Below are 15,559 nucleotides of genomic sequence, written 5' to 3' on the forward strand. Positions count from 1 at the left end.
AGTCCAATTAGGATAACAAGGGATTTAAGTCTAGGTGGTTTTCAATTTCAGTGGCGAGATTGTCTAGCATTTGTTCGCGTTGTTCTCGGTAGTTAGCCACGCCTGTGGGTAATGATTTTAAGCCTCGTTGTTGACGCAGCCGATTTAGCCAAGCACGTCGCCAAGGGCCATTATCAAAGAGTCCGTGGAGATATGTACCCCAAACTGATTGACAGCTATCCACTAAGCCTAGGTTAGCATCATCAAATAAAGGTTGATAGGCTTGATTATCTGCTTGTAACTCAACACGCGATCGCCCCTGATGAATTTCAAACCCGGTAACTGGTAAGCCCATTTGCGGAAAATTTGAGCTAACTTGACGCTGACGGGCAGTTTTCTGTCCTGTAATGATTGTTTTAATTGGTAAGAGATTCAAACCCGTAAATCTACCAGCTTGCCCTTCTAATCCTTCAGGATCAGCAATCATTTGTCCTAGTATTTGGTAGCCGCCACAAATTCCCAAAACTGTACCCCCAGAAGCTGCATAGTTTTGTATGGCTTCTGCCATGCCGCTTTTTTGCAGCAGTATTAAATCTGCAATTGTGGTTTTTGTCCCAGGAATAATGACTGCATCTGGGTGTCCTAAATCTTGCTTGAGACTAACGTATTTTACGGCAACTGTTGGTTCTGCTTCTAGGGGGTCAAAGTCGGTAAAGTTAGAAATTCTGGGTAAGCGGATCACAGTGATGTTAACATCGCCCTGGGTTTTCGATGTTTTACGTTCCCACAAATCTAGAGAATCTTCTGCGGGAAAAATTTCTTGCAGGTAAGGTATAACACCAATTACAGGTATTTTTATCCGTTCTTCTAACCATTTAATCCCCGGTTCTAAGAGCGATCGCTGTCCTCGGAATTTGTTAATTACTATACCTTTAATTAATTGGCGTTCTTCTGGATCTAATAATTCCAAGGTACCGACTACATGGGCAAAAGCACCACCACGGTCAATATCAACTACTAATATGGTGGGGGCATTCAAATATTTTGCTACCCGCATATTAGTTAAGTCTCGGTGCTTGAGGTTAATTTCTGCTGGGCTACCCGCACCTTCACAAACTACTAAATCAAATTCTGTGCTTAAATGCTGTAGTGATTCTTCAATGGTTCGCCAACCTAGTTGAAAATATTGCTCATAGTAGTCAGCCGCATTCACTTTACCTACATATTTCCCTTTGATGATTACCTGGGATGTCATATCACCTTGGGGTTTGAGCAAAATTGGATTCATTTCTACCCAAGGTATCACCCCTGCCGCCCAAGCTTGGACTGCTTGCGCGTAGCCTATTTCTCCCCCACTGCCTGTAACATAGGCATTTAAAGCCATATTTTGTCCTTTAAAGGGAGCCACTCGCCAACCACGCCGCGACAAAATGCGACAAATAGCTGTAGTTATCAGTGATTTCCCTGCGTGGGAGGTTGTCCCCACTACCATAATTGATTTCATAGCTACTTTGAGTTATTCAGAAGATTGGGTGAGATATTTGGGGGATAATATAGAAGTTGGGCAGCTACTATCTTAATCCGAAGGCGGAAATTCTGCCTCAAATTGAATCAACTACGCAACCCAGTTGCACAATCTCACCCATGCAGTTAGATGAATATGGTAGAGAATTTATTCATAAGTTGATGTTTCTCTGAAGATTTCTTTCCCTGAAAATACTTCAACCTAACTCTTTTGTGGTTAGTTCTAAAATGGCGATCGCAACCAGCGAGTGATGGCATTATATAGGCGATCGCGCCATGAGGGATTAGGCAAGTTTTGACTTTGGTATTTTTCTACGATTTGATGTCCTAAAGGTGTGAGGCGAAAACTATCTGTAATACCCTGTCCGTCAACTTCGCGCCTTAATATACCGACTTCGATTAACCAACCCAAGGCGTTATCGCAAGCCAATTCTGAGAGTGGTTTTTTACTGTAACTATTTTTTACACCATTTTCGGAGGCGATCGCACCTAAAGGTACACTCTGGCGACGCATGGTTTCAAATAATTCTAGCTTGAACGGAGAACAAATCAGCGATCGCTCGGCTCTAGCTACGCTGCTGGGTGGATAGGTGAGGATTTTGGAATTTTGAGAGTCAACAATAGACATAGTTTTGGGTATTGGGGACTGGAAGGGACTGGGAAAGAATTTCTTCCTCTGTTTCCTCTGCTTCCTCTCCCGCCTCTAGTTGTTTCATAAAGTTATTTAATTATTGTAAATTATTGTAAAATTTCAGAGTCATCAAACATTTAAAACAGGAAAGGTTCATTATGCCTCTAGCGGTTGGTACAGATGCACCTGCATTTACCGTCAAAGATACCAACGGTAACACCGTCTCGTTATCTGATTTTGCTGGAAAGACTGTTGTTTTATATTTCTACCCGAAAGATGACACCCCTGGTTGCACTAAGCAAGCTTGTAGCTTCCGGGATGCCAAAGCAGATTATCAAAATAAAGATGTAGTTGTGTTTGGAGTCAGTGCTGATGATGAAGCTTCTCATCAGGCATTCACTCAAAAATATAATCTGAATTTCCCCCTATTGGCTGACACCAACCAAACTCTCATCAAAGCTTATGATGTTGATGGTGGTGGCTATGCCAAGCGTGTCACCTACGTTATCGGGCCTGATGGCAAAATCATTCATGTTGATGCCAGTGTCAATACATCCACCCATGCTAGCGATGTGTTAGCTGCTTTGGGATTGAATTAATTAGTGGTGAGTGCTGAGTAGTATTTTTACTTCTGACTCAGCACTCATTACTCATCACTGGGCTGGGGGTGTAACGACTGGTTGGGTAACGCTGGGCTTGATAATGATGGGCAAAATAGCGGGTGTCTGTCCCTGCTGCTGATTATTGCCAATGGCTTGATTTTGCCTCTCTCGGAATGCTTTTGCTGCTTCATCAAGTTGTTCACCTTGCTGACTAGCATTCCATGAGCTAGTGCCGAAGGTGGCTTGATGTATCAGGTTAAACATATTGAAATTGCCAGAGCTAAAGTCGAGATTATTTTGTTGCTCTGAATTATTGCCACCAGCATCGACAGTGCCTAGTTGAGCAAAGCTAGGCTGGGAAGCAAAGGTAATACCAGCGATGCTGGCTAAGAAAAGTTTAGTAACTGTTGAAATTGATTTTTGCATAGATTCCTTTCACACCATCCTGCTTTTATCTTATGCAAGAGTTCGGCGAAGTTGGGGCTGAATGCTCAACAAAGCTACTACAGCAAAGCCGAACAAGATTAATAATGCGCCACCAAAGGTAATATCACCCCAAGGAGCTTGCATGACTACGTTTCCTAAACTCCACTCACTGTGAGTGTAGAGATAGCGAATTGGTTCAATGGCGTAACTCAGAGGGTTGAGGGTAGCGACAACTTGCAACCACTTGGGCATGAAAGATAAAGGTGCTAAGGCTGTGCTGGCAAACAGTAAGGGCAGGTTAGTGACGAAAATTACAGCAATTAATTCAATGTGTCCAGGTAGGGCAAAAGCCAAACCCAAAGAAATTGCTGTTACACCCAAGGCTAACAGAAATACGATGAGTGCGATCGCACCCAATCCGGCTACATCGGGTAGTCCTGCGCCGAGAAATGCTGCTGCACCAACTATTACGGCTGCTTGCAGTAAGCTTTGGCTGACAATAAAGATTGCCGAAGCGAAGACAATGGAAAACCGGGAAGCTAAAGGAGCGACTAACAAGCGATTCAAAAAGCCGAATTCCCGGTCAAACATCACAGGTAAGCCAGCATTTAAAGCCCCAGCAAAGGCGGTAAATACGATGACACCAGCCGCTAAAAACTGTCCGTAATTTGTCGTACTGCCAAATAAACCTTTAGGTGCATTTTGGAACAACGCACCAAACAACACCAACCACATTACAGGCTGAACAATTCCAGCCAACAAAGTAGAGGGGCGGCGTTGTAATTGAATAAATAAACGACGAGTTAAAGCCAGGGTTTCTTGGACTATTTCACCCAAAAAGTTAGGTGCAGCAGGTGAGTAGTCTTGAGGTGCTGTAATTTGTTGCCAATTGATATCAGATTTAGGGGTTACACTCATAATGATTTTGGGAATAGGGCATTGGGAATAGGGCATTGGGCATTGGGAATAGAGAATAGGGAATAGGGTATTGATCACCCAGTCCCCAGTCCCCAGTCCCCAATCCCTATCTCATATTCTGCTTTTTCTCAGCTTTAGGATCACGGTTGGCGACTGCTGCTAGTTCTGCATCTAAAAGGGTGCGTCCTGTAGCTGCCAGATAAACATCATCTAGGCTGGGACGGGATTGAGCAATGCCAAAAATGGGTAAACCTGCATCATTGAGCGATTGCTGAATGGTAATCAAGGCATCATTTTGCGGTTGGACTACCAAGTTGAGGGAATTACCTTGAGCCGTGTTGATGATGATTTCTTGCACAAATGGCAAGGTTTGCAGCAGGGCTTTGGCTGTTTCTGCTTCTTGGGTGGGGGAAAATTCGCGGATACGTAAGGTGATGCGATCGCCCCCTACTTTGTCTTTTAACTGTGAGGGTGTACCATTGGCGATGACAACACCACGGTCAATAATGGCGACGCGATCGGCTAATGCGTCAATCTCTTCGAGATAATGACTGGTAATCACTACTGTTGTCCCAGCCGCCCGCAACTTCCGCAGGAATTCCCATACCACAAAACGGCTTTCTATGTCAAGTCCCACAGTCGGCTCATCTAGCACCAAAACATCCGGTGCATGAAGTAACCCAGCCGCCAAGTCTAGACGCTTGCGTAAACCGCCTGAGTAAGTTCCGGTTTTTTTATCGGCGTATTCTTGTAAACCGAGTAAGTCTAAAACTGTCTCAATTCGCTGTTTGGCTACTGCGCCTGGGAGATGATAAAGGGCGGCTTGCAATTGCAGCAGTTCTCTTCCAGTCAGCACTTTATCTAAGGCGACTTCTTGAGCTACATAGCCTAGCCGTTGTCTGGCTACTCTGGGGTTATCCAATACAGAAATCCCAGATACTTCGATTTTACCTGCATCTGGAGTTGTGAGGGTACACAAAGCACGCAGAGTGGTTGTTTTACCAGCACCGTTAGGGCCTAGTAAACCAAAGATTTCTCCTGACTCTACTTGAAAGGATACGTCTTTGACAGCTTCAACAGTGCCGTAGCGTTTTTGTAGATTTTGAATTAAAACGGCGGGAGCCATCACAGCTAATCCCTAACTATACAATTCGCAATATATATCTATTCTAGTGGAGTGGTGCGAAGTGAAAGCGATCGCCTTGATACTGCTGCTTGAGGTTAGCGAGTTTAGCTAAACAGGTCGGGGTACTTCAGGAAAGTTCAGGTGGTCTCAAATTTGTAAAGTTAGTAGCAGCATAGTGCTTGTCTATCATCTTTGTGGATGTTCCAGTCCATCGCCCGATTGCTGTGCTGTTAATATGTGACTCTACGCACAAACTGATAAAAGTATGTCGTGTCTGGTAGCTCTTACGATAGGAAATCCCACATTTAGCTAAGATTGTCTTCCATGCACGATTAGAAAAGTTGTGTTGGTCGAGAAATTTTCCTTTTGGACTGTTGACATACTCCCCACCCTAAAAGGGTGGGGATTCTGGGGTCAAACAGCGATTGCTGGCATAGCCAGTCTCACATCACCTAACCCAATGGTTGATGCCCCAACCATTTGAATATTTTTAGCAGCATTTTCATCACGTCCATTCACGGAATTACATGATGGACAACGCCACTGTCTAACAGATAAATCTAGATTTTCTAGAACATAGCCACAACAAGAACAAGTTTTACTTGATGGATACCACTGGTCTATATAAACTACTTGTTTATTTTTCTTCTTGGCAACCCATTCTAGTATTTTCAGAAATTCCCCAAAAGCCAAGTCTGATATTTTTCTACCCCAAAGTCGTTGCATTCCCTTGAGGTTCAGGGTTTCAAAACACAAAATATCAAACTTATTAGTTAAGATGTGAGCTAACTTCCAAAACCAATCACGTCTGCGGTTACAAACATCTTCGTGTCTACGAACTAAATTCTTTCTAGCTCTTTCTCTGTTGTTTGAACCTTTCATCTTTTTGGAGTGATTTTTGCTGGCTTTCTTGATGGTGTTTAGAGATTGTTTTAAAAATTCCGGTGAATCAATCTTAGTTCCGTCAGAGCAGTTTAGGAAAGTTTTAAGTCCAAAATCAAACCCCGCTATTTTACCAGTCATTGATTTGATTTCTGGTTCTGGCTCATTATCGACTACAATAACCATAAACATTTCACCTAATGCAGTCCGTTTAATGGTCAGTGTTTTAATTTTCCCTTCTATTTCTCTAGACTTCCAAAATTGATATATCCGGTTTCCAATTTTTACTCTATTCCCACCCAGAAATTTATAACCAGCCTGTTTAAGGGTGAATGATTTGTACTTTTTGACCTTTTTAAATCCCGGTGGTCTAACTCCTTTTTTGTTGTGTTTAAAGAATAATTGGTATGCTTTTTCAATTCTCTGGCAAATATCTTGTACTGCTTGAGAACCTACTGATTGCCAAAAAGAATTATGTTTTCTTAATTTGGCAATATGTGACTGAAATTTTGCACAGTTTAAGTGTTTACCCCACATCCGGTAGTACCGTTTATGTAGAGCGATGCAATGGTTGTAGATTACCCCTGCGGTGTTAATCATCCGTTTGAGGTATCTATTCCTTTTGTGTTCGTACAGCTTAAACTTTAGTGTTTTCATGCTATCCTTATAGCACAACTGGATAGCCATTGGGTAGATATATTCAATGAAAGAAAGATTAAGTATTCGAGTTAATCCAGAAAGGCTTGAAAAACTCAGAAGGGTTGCCAAGCAAAAACGCAAAACAATGACTCAGTTAATTGAAGACTGGATTGATAGACTTCAGGAAGAAAAGCCGTCCTAGAAGGACGAGGCTTTAGACCCAGTTTCTTGGTAAAATCTTTAGCGAAGGTACTAGGACTAACTTGAGGTTTTTTGAACTCGCTATACTTCTCCCAAAGTTCGTCTAAATCCGGTTTGAGCTTCTTGATGGGTGTAATGGATGTAATCGTACTCAGAACAGAATGAGGTTGGTACTTCTGTAGAGTTAAGTCCAATTCCTTGCAGAGTATATCTTGCTCAATCTCAGATGCCTTAGTTTCAGCTAATTTTCGGTTACTTGGTGTATCAGTTAAACCCGTAGATATGTAATAACGCTTCCCCTCATATCTGAACCTTAACTGCAACCGCTCATGAGAGTTAATGATGGAGACAGAACCCCTAGATGCCCGATCTGTAGAAGTCTGAGAGAACATCGCTTTAAAAGGTGTAATTATGCTTCTACTCTAACTCTTTTACACCCAAATTTACACCCAATTTACACCCAATTTTGCTTTCCAGCCAGCCTAAACACTACATCTGTTCTCTAAATCTCAGTCTTTTACACCCAATTTACACCCAATTTACACCCAATTTTGGTTTCCAACCCCACTAACTATAAATCAAAAACCCCTTGAAACCTTTATTTTCAAGGGGTTTTGAGGAGTGCCAGGAACCGGACTTGAACCGGTGACACGAGGATTTTCAGTCCTCTGCTCTACCAACTGAGCTATCCCGGCGAGGGCTTTTTGTTTGCGTTATTTGCTTGCCACGATTACTAATCTTAGCGAACTAAAAATGATTTGACAAGGGGTTGCGGAAAAAAATTATGCTGATTTCCAACGCCACTTAACCCAGGTGAAAACAGCCACGAATAAAAGAAACTGGACAAGCACTATACTAGGGCCTGATGCGAGGTTAAAAGCACCGGATACGACTATACCCGCAATGCTGCTACTCGAACCGACTATCATTGATATCCAGAGAAAGCGGCTAAAGTGGTGACTCATTAATTTGGCTGTGGAAGCAGGTATGACTAAAAAGGCGTTGACTAGCAAAACCCCCACAGCTTTAATCGCTACAGCTACAGCTAATGACAGCAAGACTACAAACCCATAGCGGTAAAGTTGGACGGGAATACCTTGGACTTTTGCTACATCTAGGTTGAGGGTTAACAAAATTTGCTGTCTGAGGGTTGATAGTAAGAAGATACTACTGGCTACCAGCACAAGCAGCGTCAAAATCAAGTCTGTGGTATCTATAGCCAGAATATCGCCAAACAACACACTCATTAAGTTACCGCGATACCCTTGAATAAGAGTGGTGAGAATCACACCGATCGCTAATGCTCCTGAGAGAATGATACTGAGTACGCTATCGCTGGCTAAATCGGTTTTATCAATTACGTACAGGACTATCACACCAAAAACCAACGTAAAGGGCAACAGCATCCAAGTTGGATTTAACTGTAGCAGCACTCCCAAGGCTACACCTACCAAGGCTGCATGGCTAACAGCATGACTGAAAAATGATAACTGTCGTAAAATCACAAAACCGCCTAGCAAACCCCCCAGCACACCCATCAACACCGCACCGGCGATCGCACGCTGCATAAAGGGAAACTGTAACAAACTCATCAAGTCAGACCCACTGGTTACAGCTAACCAATTCATCTGGTAATCATAAATTCGATACATCAAGTTATATTTTTACAATTTTTAATAGTCAATATAGAGTATATAATTATTTATGTTTATAGGATTAAGCACAAATTTCTCAACAAAAAATCAAATTATTCTTCACATTTTTTCATATAAATGATTTGAGTTCAATTAACCATAATGATTCAATCGAAAGTCAGGTGGAGTATAGATATCGATAGTAGTATTGAGCAAAAATTAGCAGATGAGGTTCTCACTACTGACAAAGCCCAGCGCATGGCAGATTTTTTTAGCTTTTTGGGAGATGCAAATCGCCTGAGAATTCTGTCTTTTTTAGCGAAAAAAGAACTGTGTGTAGGCGATTTAGCCGCATTACTAGAAATGAGTGAATCTGCTGTTTCGCATCAGCTACGCAACTTACGGGCTATGCGTTTAGTGAGTTACCGCAAACAAGGACGAAATGTGTTTTATCGTCTGCACGATAATCATATTTTTCATCTTTATCAGGCGGTAGCTGAACACTTAGATGAAAAAGATGAATAATCAAGTTTGCAGAATCAGGACTGACGCTACTGGTACATTAGTAGGGTGCGTCAGATGTCACAAATCTGTCGAGAGTTAGCAAATAATCTACTCTGACGCATCCTACAAGAGTCTGGGAAGAATCTTTAGTGATGATGCTGGTAACGGCTAAATCCAGGCCCATAAGTTGCTAACAGGTTTTGTGGGGAAAGCGCAACTTCTGGCTGCCCAGTACAAACAACGGTTTGGTTTAAGCACAGGACGCGATCGCAGTGCCGACTGACCATATCAATATCATGGGAAACTTGTAATACAGTCCAACCCTCTTGTTGCTTTAATTCATGCAGTAAAGCATAAAAATCTGCTGCACCTTGCATATCAACGCCAGCAAAGGCTTCATCTAATATCAAGAGTTTTCTCGGCATCACCAAACAATAAGCTAGCAACACCCGCTTCAGTTGTCCACCACTGAGAGTCCCAATAGCTTGATTTTGCAAATGGTAAGTATCAGTTCGCCTTAAAGCTTCCGTAACTGCTATTGATTTCTCTCGGTTTTGGGTACCTAGTCTAGATAAAAAGAAATAATTATGCTGATTTTGGTCTTGAGATACCCATCCTAGCCCTACCAACTCCTTCACAGAAATGGGAAAACTGCGATCAAAAATCAAATTTTGCGCCATGTAACCTAAAAGATGGCGTAAACTTCCTAGCCTAGCTATGGGACGACCAAAAATTTCAATCCTACCGCTACTGCGGGGAATTAAATCTAAAACTGCTTTTACCAAAGTGCTTTTACCAGCACCATTAGGCCCTACTATAGCTGTATCCGTACCTGGCATGATTTCAAAAGAAACATCCCGAATAGCTAAATAACTACCTTGATATACAGTTAATCCCTCAACTTTGAGAATTGGCGATGTCATCTTCCTGGGTGATTAGTTGGTAACTTAGCTTACGCCGTTTTGAGATGCAAATTGCTGCGACGTGGTTGTGATGATGGATAATTAAGAACTAATAGTTACTGACAAGCTGCTGCTAGATTTTGTAAGTTGCTTCTCATCGCCTCGAAATAATATTGTGGGTTTTGTTCGCCAGATTCCAAAGTGTTGAGCGATCGCAAAGTTAACTTCAAATCTTGGGATAAACTCTTGAGTAATTTATTGTCTATTCCTGGTTCGCCAAACAAGGCTTTAACATTGTACTTTCTAACTGCATTGATGGTATTCTGCACATCGGCAGGAGAAAGCTGATCTTCAGGAATTTCTACTACAGCTACTTGTTTGAGGTTATACCTTTGTGCTAGATATGGATAGGCATCATGAAAGGTGACAAATGTACAGTTAGGCGTTTTTTGTAATGTCTGCTGAAATTCGTTATTCAGATTTTCTAATTCTTGAATATAAGCCGCCGCATTAGCTTCATAAGTAGCTTGATTAGCTGGGTCAGCAGTAATTAATCCATCACGAATATTTGTGACTTGCTGTTTTGCTAAAACCGGATCTAGCCAAACATGGGGATTACCTTCCGCATGGTTATGGTCATGGCTGTGTTCGCTTTTTGTAGCTTTGACAACTGGTGAGATTTCATTTACCGGTTTAATGGCAGCACTGGCGTTAATTTCTTTTAATTTGCTATTTTGGGCATTTTTGACTATATCTGTAAGAAATTCTTCTAATCCTAACCCATTTTTGACTAATATATCAGCTTGAGCGATCGCCTGGACATTTGCTGGTGTCCCTTGATACTCATGTACATCCACATTTGGCGGTATTAAAAGTTCTACATCTGCGGCATCCCCAGCCACCGCTTTGGTAAACAAATACATGGGTAAAATTGTCGCTACTACTTTAGTCTTCGGCTGTTGTACTGATGGCTGGGCGGCTGATTGGGCTGTTGGTGACTGTTCGGTAGCTGTTCCCTGATTGGTATTTGATTGGTTACAGCCAACTGCCAATGACAACATTAGCAAAGTCATTAAGGATAGAAGCCCATTTTGTAGTCTACCTTTTCTCAGTCCGACATGATTCCGAATCACAGTTTTCCCCCGCAAAAATGCCAACACTGATTATACTGTAAATTATAATAATTCTCATTCTCATAAAAGTTTGTTACCACCAACAAGGTTGGTAGGTGGTGACTACTGGACTATTTGCCCCAAAAAATATTAATAAATATTAAGTTATATATTTTTAATAAATGATGAATTATTGATTTTTCTTGTGACAAAATTTGCTCAGTGCTGGTAATATTTGAAAAATAGTTGTAAAAAAATAGATGCTGTCAATAGCTTGGTAAAGGTATAACCAAGCTAAAAGAAGTTTGAAATAGGTGTGAGGAGAAAAATGCAAACTTCATGGAAATATTTGCTGGCTAGCCCAGTATTTTGCAGTATGATACTGCTGTTTGGTAATCAATCTTTTGCCGAAGAAGTATCTGTTAATACAGAAATAAATCCAACCTCCAGCGTTGCCAATCCAGAGATTAAGTCTGAAAGTAACTCTCAACAGCAAGACTTGGCGCAAGTGACATCAGTATCGCAACTATCAGATGTCCAGCCCACAGACTGGGCTTTCCAAGCATTGCAATCATTGGTAGAAAGATATGGTTGTATAGCAGGTTATCCGAATCAGACATATCGTGGTAATCGTGCCTTAACAAGATACGAGTTCGCGGCTGGTTTGAACGCTTGTCTTGACCGGGTGAATGAATTAATTGCTACCGCTACAGCTGATCTGGTAACAAGAGAAGATTTAGCGAGACTGCAAAAGCTACAAGAAGAATTTTCCGCAGAACTGGCGACACTTAGAGGAAGAGTAGACGCGCTAGAAGCTAGAACTTCTGAGTTAGAAGCCAATCAATTTTCCACCACCACCAAACTACAAGGACAAGTTGTCGGCGTGGTGAGTGATGTATTGTCAGGCGATCGCGTTAACAATGCGGAAATTACAGACAATAATACGACTCTGGGATACAGGGCAAGGGTAGAATTTGTCACCAGCTTTACAGGTAAAGATACTCTGTTCACCAGAATCCAAGCGAATAATATCTTTACTCCTACCATTAACACCCCAGAAGGCAACCTGTTTTTTGCTAGTGCTCAACCCAATAATAACGCTGCTATAGATGCCTTATGGTACGGATTTCCTTTAAGCCAGAACACGGAAGTAAAATTAATTGCTAACGCAGGTGCAGCAGACGACCTCACCAGCACCGTCAACTTGTTTGATGGAGATGGTGGTTTTGGTGCTATATCTACCTTTGGTACACGTAACCCAATTTATAGTCAGATCGGTGGGACAGGATTAGGTGTTACCCATCAATTTGGTGATAGATTGGCATTAAGTTTAGGTTATTTGACTCCTACAGCTAATGACCCAACACCGAAGAATGGGTTATTTGATGGTGCTTATGGTGCATTGGCACAGCTGACAGTTAAACCGAGCGATCGCTTCACCGTAGGATTAACATATATCAACTCCTACAAACAGCCACTACTCACAGGTAGTAATGCTGCAACCTTCCAAGATTTAGCAACAGCCCAAGGACTAACAGATGTAGCATATTCCAGCAATTCTTACGGTGTTCAAGCATCCATCGGCCTCAGTGATAAATTGGTACTAGGTGGTTGGGCTGGCTATACAACAAGCCGCACCTTAACAGGACAACGTGGAGATATTGACATCTGGAACTATGCCGTTACTCTAGGCTTCCCCGACCTGGGTAAAAGAGGTAACTTAGGCGGTATTATCGTCGGTATGGAGCCAAAAGTCACAAGTTCCAACGTTGCCGCAGTCCCAGAAGATAGAGATACTTCCTACCATATTGAGGCATTCTATCAATATAAGGTCAGTGACAATATCACTATCACACCCGGAGTTATCTGGCTGACAGCACCAGACCATAACGATAACAATGATAATGTGGTGATTGGTGCGCTGAGAACTACCTTTAGTTTCTAATTTTCCCAAATAACACAAAAAAAGACCAGCTTCCCACAGCTGGTCTTAAAAAATTAATTCGCGTTGTCTTCTCAATAGAGTTAAAACCCGGTTGCGAGTTCCCAAAATGCAACGGGCAACTTTTCTTAACAATATTGTAACAGGGTACACACTTTTTTAGAAAAAATTTATTAAAAAAAGATAACCCTGACAAAAGTTAACCTCTATCTTTCAGAATAATTCAAAAAGTCATTGGGGAGAGATATAGGAGAAACGGTTTTCTGGTAGCAGTGAGGATGCTGTGATGCGAATTACTTAGCGATAGGTAATACTAAGCCTTCAGAGCCTAATAGTGTATTGGGGAAAGCTAGATTTACTTCCTTTTGTACCTTGTCGAGAAAATCATCATCGTCATCTGGGTGATGATGAGAAATAATTAACTGTTTCGCATTTGCCTTCTGAGCTATTTCTACGGCAACTTGCCAAAGGGTATCCGCACAGTCATGATCATGGGATGTTGGTGGGGTGTAAGTGGCATTAGCAATGAGTAAATCCACATCTTGAACAAGTTGTAAAATATTCTCTCGTTCTATTTGCTCTATGCGGTTACTTAAATCTGTCACATAAGCAACATGATAGTTTTGCCAGCTTACCCGATAGCCAATGGAACGGTGAGTCTGATTAATTAATTTTGTGGTAATTGTGACATCATCTAACTTAACTTCACTACTGGGAGTGAGATAGTAAAACTGTAATTCCGACTGCATTACCTGTAGGGGATAGGGAAAATATGGTTGCAGCATTTGGTCATACAGACATTGTTTAATAGAGGCTCCATTGGAAGCAGCCGCACCGTAAATATGAAACGAATTTTCTGCAATAAAGGCGGGTGCAAAAAAGGGAAACCCCTGAATGCGATTTGTCTGGGAATTGGTAAAAAATAAATGGGCTTGTATTGGCTGTTGCAAGTGCTGCCAAGTTTTCCCCAGGATGCGTAAACCAGTACCACCATCAAAAATTAAGTTTTTACCAGCTACGTGGATTTCTACACAAGCAGTGTTACCGCCATAACGGCCGGTGTTGCTACCTGGGGTGGGAATCAAACCCCTGACACCCCAAAATTTGACTACAAAATCACCCGCTAAGTTACTTGGTGATTTAGTAGACTGTTCAGATAGGTAGACCTGGGAACCTGACAGCTCAAGATTTGACATTTTCTTTCAATTTAGACCTTAGTGAGCAGGTCGTCATAGTGTCGCACTTCTAAAAGTCGGTTGTGTTCGTCCACAATGACTACTGTAGGAGTGTAATTTTTTAACTCTTCTGGTGTGAACTGCCCGTAAGTCATTATAATCACGCGATCGCCGATCATGCCTAGACGGGCAGCAGCCCCATTTAATTCAATAATTCCTGAATGGGCTGGTGCTGGTATAGCATAAGTAATGAACCGCTCACCATTAGCACTATTCACTACTTGCACTTGCTCGTATGGTAAGATGCCAGCTTTTTCTAACAAAATTTTATCGATGCTAATACTACCTACATAATTGATGTTTGCTCCGGTGAGGGTGCAATTGTGAATTTTTGCTAAAAGGATAGTACGCTGCATTTCGGTTTGAGGTTATGTGGCAATTTGTGGAATTCGCAACCAGCACAAGTGTGTTTGCTGTTATGTGACTGGAGTGAGTTCTGTTTCGGCTTGTTCAACTCAACTCATGATCAGTTGAGATACTGGTAATTGGGAAAGTCAAAAGTAAAAGTCAACAGTAAAATTTATCTGGATTTTGTGTTTTACTGGTTCACTTTTTACTTTAGTCTTACCCATTACCAATTGCCCACTATCCTTTATAAGCTTTGATCGACGTTTCGACTAGAGGAGCTACCTTGTCAGCATCCTGCCAACCGAGAATTTCAGTAACTTTTTTTTCCAAATTTTTATAACTACGGAAAAACTCAGCAATTTCGTCTAAACGGTGTGGTGCTATGTCTTTCAAGGATTTTACGTGAGCGTAGCGTGGATCTTTGTCTGGTACACACAGAATTTTTTCATCGCGATCGCCACCGTCAACCATTTCCAAGAAGCCAATCGGTCTTGCAGGAATGATACAACCGGGGAAAGTTGGCTCATCCATGATAACCATACCATCTAGAGGATCACCATCATCAGCCAGGGTGTTAGGGATGAAACCATAATCATAGGGATATTTTACCGAAGAATACAGTACCCGGTCTAGAGCAAAGGCTTGTAAGTCTTTGTCAAACTCGTATTTATTTTTACTTCCGCCGGCAATTTCAATCAGAACGTTGATTACACCGGGTTTTGGCTGGGCTGGAATACGGGATAAGTCCATAAAAATCTTTTGGGTATCTAAGTGTGTATGGGGAACATACTCCCCGTGTAGAATTTTATGGCCTAGATGGACACATCAATTCAAAATTCTCTCATTCAAAATTCGGGAATGGGGACTCTTGACTCTTGATTGGGGATTGGAAAAGAAGAATTGGGGTTCTTTGCAGGGGGAAAGAACTTTCCCCGTTTCTCTCTGCCCCCCTGC

16 protein-coding genes, 1 tRNA gene and 1 pseudogene are annotated in these 15,559 nt (G+C 41.9%); 4 read left to right on the forward strand and 14 right to left on the reverse strand.

Going from position 1 to position 15,559, the window contains the following annotated elements; translation table 11 throughout:
* Window positions 1–7: 7 nt before the first annotated feature.
* Both cobQ and AACS98_RS00575 read right to left on the reverse strand, forming a co-directional pair.
* Window positions 8–1,483: a cobyric acid synthase CobQ gene (gene cobQ / locus AACS98_RS00570; protein ID WP_066375023.1), complete on the reverse strand. Its 1,476-nt coding sequence runs from the start codon at window positions 1,481–1,483 to the stop codon at window positions 8–10.
* A 243-nt stretch (window positions 1,484–1,726) separates the two neighbouring features.
* Window positions 1,727–2,131 (reverse strand): Npun_F0494 family protein, encoded by a 405-nt coding sequence (locus tag AACS98_RS00575; RefSeq protein ID WP_066375026.1) that lies wholly within the window; start codon window positions 2,129–2,131, stop codon window positions 1,727–1,729.
* Window positions 2,132–2,292: 161 nt separating this feature from the next.
* Here AACS98_RS00575 and AACS98_RS00580 point away from each other — a divergent pair, with 161 nt between their 5' ends.
* Window positions 2,293–2,733: a peroxiredoxin gene (locus AACS98_RS00580; RefSeq protein WP_066375034.1), complete on the forward strand. Its 441-nt coding sequence runs from the start codon at window positions 2,293–2,295 to the stop codon at window positions 2,731–2,733.
* Between the two features lie 54 nt (window positions 2,734–2,787).
* On the opposite strand, the gene AACS98_RS00585 is transcribed toward AACS98_RS00580, so the two are convergent.
* The 4 genes from AACS98_RS00585 to AACS98_RS00600 form a co-directional block, all read right to left on the reverse strand.
* On the reverse strand, window positions 2,788–3,162 hold the full coding sequence (locus AACS98_RS00585; protein WP_066375036.1) for a hypothetical protein: 375 nt from the start codon (window positions 3,160–3,162) through the stop codon (window positions 2,788–2,790).
* Between the two features lie 30 nt (window positions 3,163–3,192).
* A complete protein-coding gene (locus AACS98_RS00590; protein WP_066375039.1) occupies window positions 3,193–4,080 on the reverse strand; it encodes an ABC transporter permease in 888 nt (295 codons plus the stop codon).
* A gap of 106 nt (window positions 4,081–4,186) precedes the next feature.
* Window positions 4,187–5,206: an ABC transporter ATP-binding protein gene (locus AACS98_RS00595; protein WP_066375042.1), complete on the reverse strand. Its 1,020-nt coding sequence runs from the start codon at window positions 5,204–5,206 to the stop codon at window positions 4,187–4,189.
* 414 nt (window positions 5,207–5,620) lie between these two features.
* Window positions 5,621–6,745, reverse strand: a complete 1,125-nt coding sequence (locus tag AACS98_RS00600) for an RNA-guided endonuclease InsQ/TnpB family protein (RefSeq protein WP_066375044.1) — start codon at window positions 6,743–6,745, stop codon at window positions 5,621–5,623.
* Window positions 6,746–6,791: 46 nt separating this feature from the next.
* On the opposite strand from AACS98_RS00600, the gene AACS98_RS00605 reads away from it, so the two are divergent.
* On the forward strand, window positions 6,792–6,929 hold the full coding sequence (locus tag AACS98_RS00605; protein WP_197480180.1) for a hypothetical protein: 138 nt from the start codon (window positions 6,792–6,794) through the stop codon (window positions 6,927–6,929).
* A gap of 169 nt (window positions 6,930–7,098) precedes the next feature.
* Here the strand turns inward: AACS98_RS00605 and AACS98_RS00610 are convergent.
* From AACS98_RS00610 to AACS98_RS00620, 3 genes and pseudogenes are all read right to left on the reverse strand, one after another.
* Window positions 7,099–7,320 (reverse strand): annotated as a pseudogene (locus AACS98_RS00610) (Arm DNA-binding domain-containing protein); the annotation flags it as partial.
* Window positions 7,321–7,550: 230 nt separating this feature from the next.
* Window positions 7,551–7,623 (reverse strand) — tRNA-Phe (locus AACS98_RS00615).
* A gap of 87 nt (window positions 7,624–7,710) precedes the next feature.
* Complete coding sequence (locus AACS98_RS00620) at window positions 7,711–8,580, reverse strand: metal ABC transporter permease (RefSeq protein WP_157087475.1); 870 nt, start codon at window positions 8,578–8,580, stop codon at window positions 7,711–7,713.
* 144 nt (window positions 8,581–8,724) lie between these two features.
* Between AACS98_RS00620 and AACS98_RS00625 the strand changes: the two genes are divergently transcribed.
* Window positions 8,725–9,087 carry an ArsR/SmtB family transcription factor gene (locus tag AACS98_RS00625; RefSeq protein WP_066375052.1) on the forward strand — a complete coding sequence of 121 codons (363 nt, stop codon included), beginning with the start codon at window positions 8,725–8,727 and terminating at the stop codon, window positions 9,085–9,087.
* Between the two features lie 125 nt (window positions 9,088–9,212).
* Here AACS98_RS00625 and AACS98_RS00630 read toward each other — a convergent pair whose 3' ends face one another.
* Together AACS98_RS00630 and AACS98_RS00635 are read right to left on the reverse strand one after the other, a co-directional pair.
* Window positions 9,213–9,989: a metal ABC transporter ATP-binding protein gene (locus AACS98_RS00630; protein WP_066375054.1), complete on the reverse strand. Its 777-nt coding sequence runs from the start codon at window positions 9,987–9,989 to the stop codon at window positions 9,213–9,215.
* Between the two features lie 95 nt (window positions 9,990–10,084).
* Window positions 10,085–11,101, reverse strand: a complete 1,017-nt coding sequence (locus tag AACS98_RS00635; protein WP_066375450.1) for a metal ABC transporter substrate-binding protein — start codon at window positions 11,099–11,101, stop codon at window positions 10,085–10,087.
* A 307-nt stretch (window positions 11,102–11,408) separates the two neighbouring features.
* On the opposite strand from AACS98_RS00635, the gene AACS98_RS00640 reads away from it, so the two are divergent.
* Window positions 11,409–13,025, forward strand: coding sequence for an iron uptake porin (locus tag AACS98_RS00640; protein WP_066375055.1), 1,617 nt, complete (start codon window positions 11,409–11,411; stop codon window positions 13,023–13,025).
* A 290-nt stretch (window positions 13,026–13,315) separates the two neighbouring features.
* Here the strand turns inward: AACS98_RS00640 and AACS98_RS00645 are convergent, their stop codons facing one another.
* The 3 genes from AACS98_RS00645 to AACS98_RS00655 form a co-directional block, all read right to left on the reverse strand.
* Window positions 13,316–14,218 (reverse strand): MBL fold metallo-hydrolase, encoded by a 903-nt coding sequence (locus tag AACS98_RS00645; RefSeq protein ID WP_066375057.1) that lies wholly within the window; start codon window positions 14,216–14,218, stop codon window positions 13,316–13,318.
* Between the two features lie 11 nt (window positions 14,219–14,229).
* The gene (gene panD, locus AACS98_RS00650; RefSeq protein WP_066375058.1) at window positions 14,230–14,613 is read right to left on the reverse strand and encodes an aspartate 1-decarboxylase; all 384 of its coding nucleotides are present in this window, start codon (window positions 14,611–14,613) and stop codon (window positions 14,230–14,232) included.
* A gap of 229 nt (window positions 14,614–14,842) precedes the next feature.
* Entirely contained in the window at window positions 14,843–15,355 is a 513-nt protein-coding gene (locus AACS98_RS00655) for an inorganic diphosphatase (protein WP_066375063.1), read from the reverse strand.
* Window positions 15,356–15,559 lie beyond the last annotated feature (204 nt).

It is taken from the genome of Anabaena sp. CA = ATCC 33047, from assembly GCF_963870205.1.
Lineage (GTDB): Bacteria > Cyanobacteriota > Cyanobacteriia > Cyanobacteriales > Nostocaceae > Trichormus.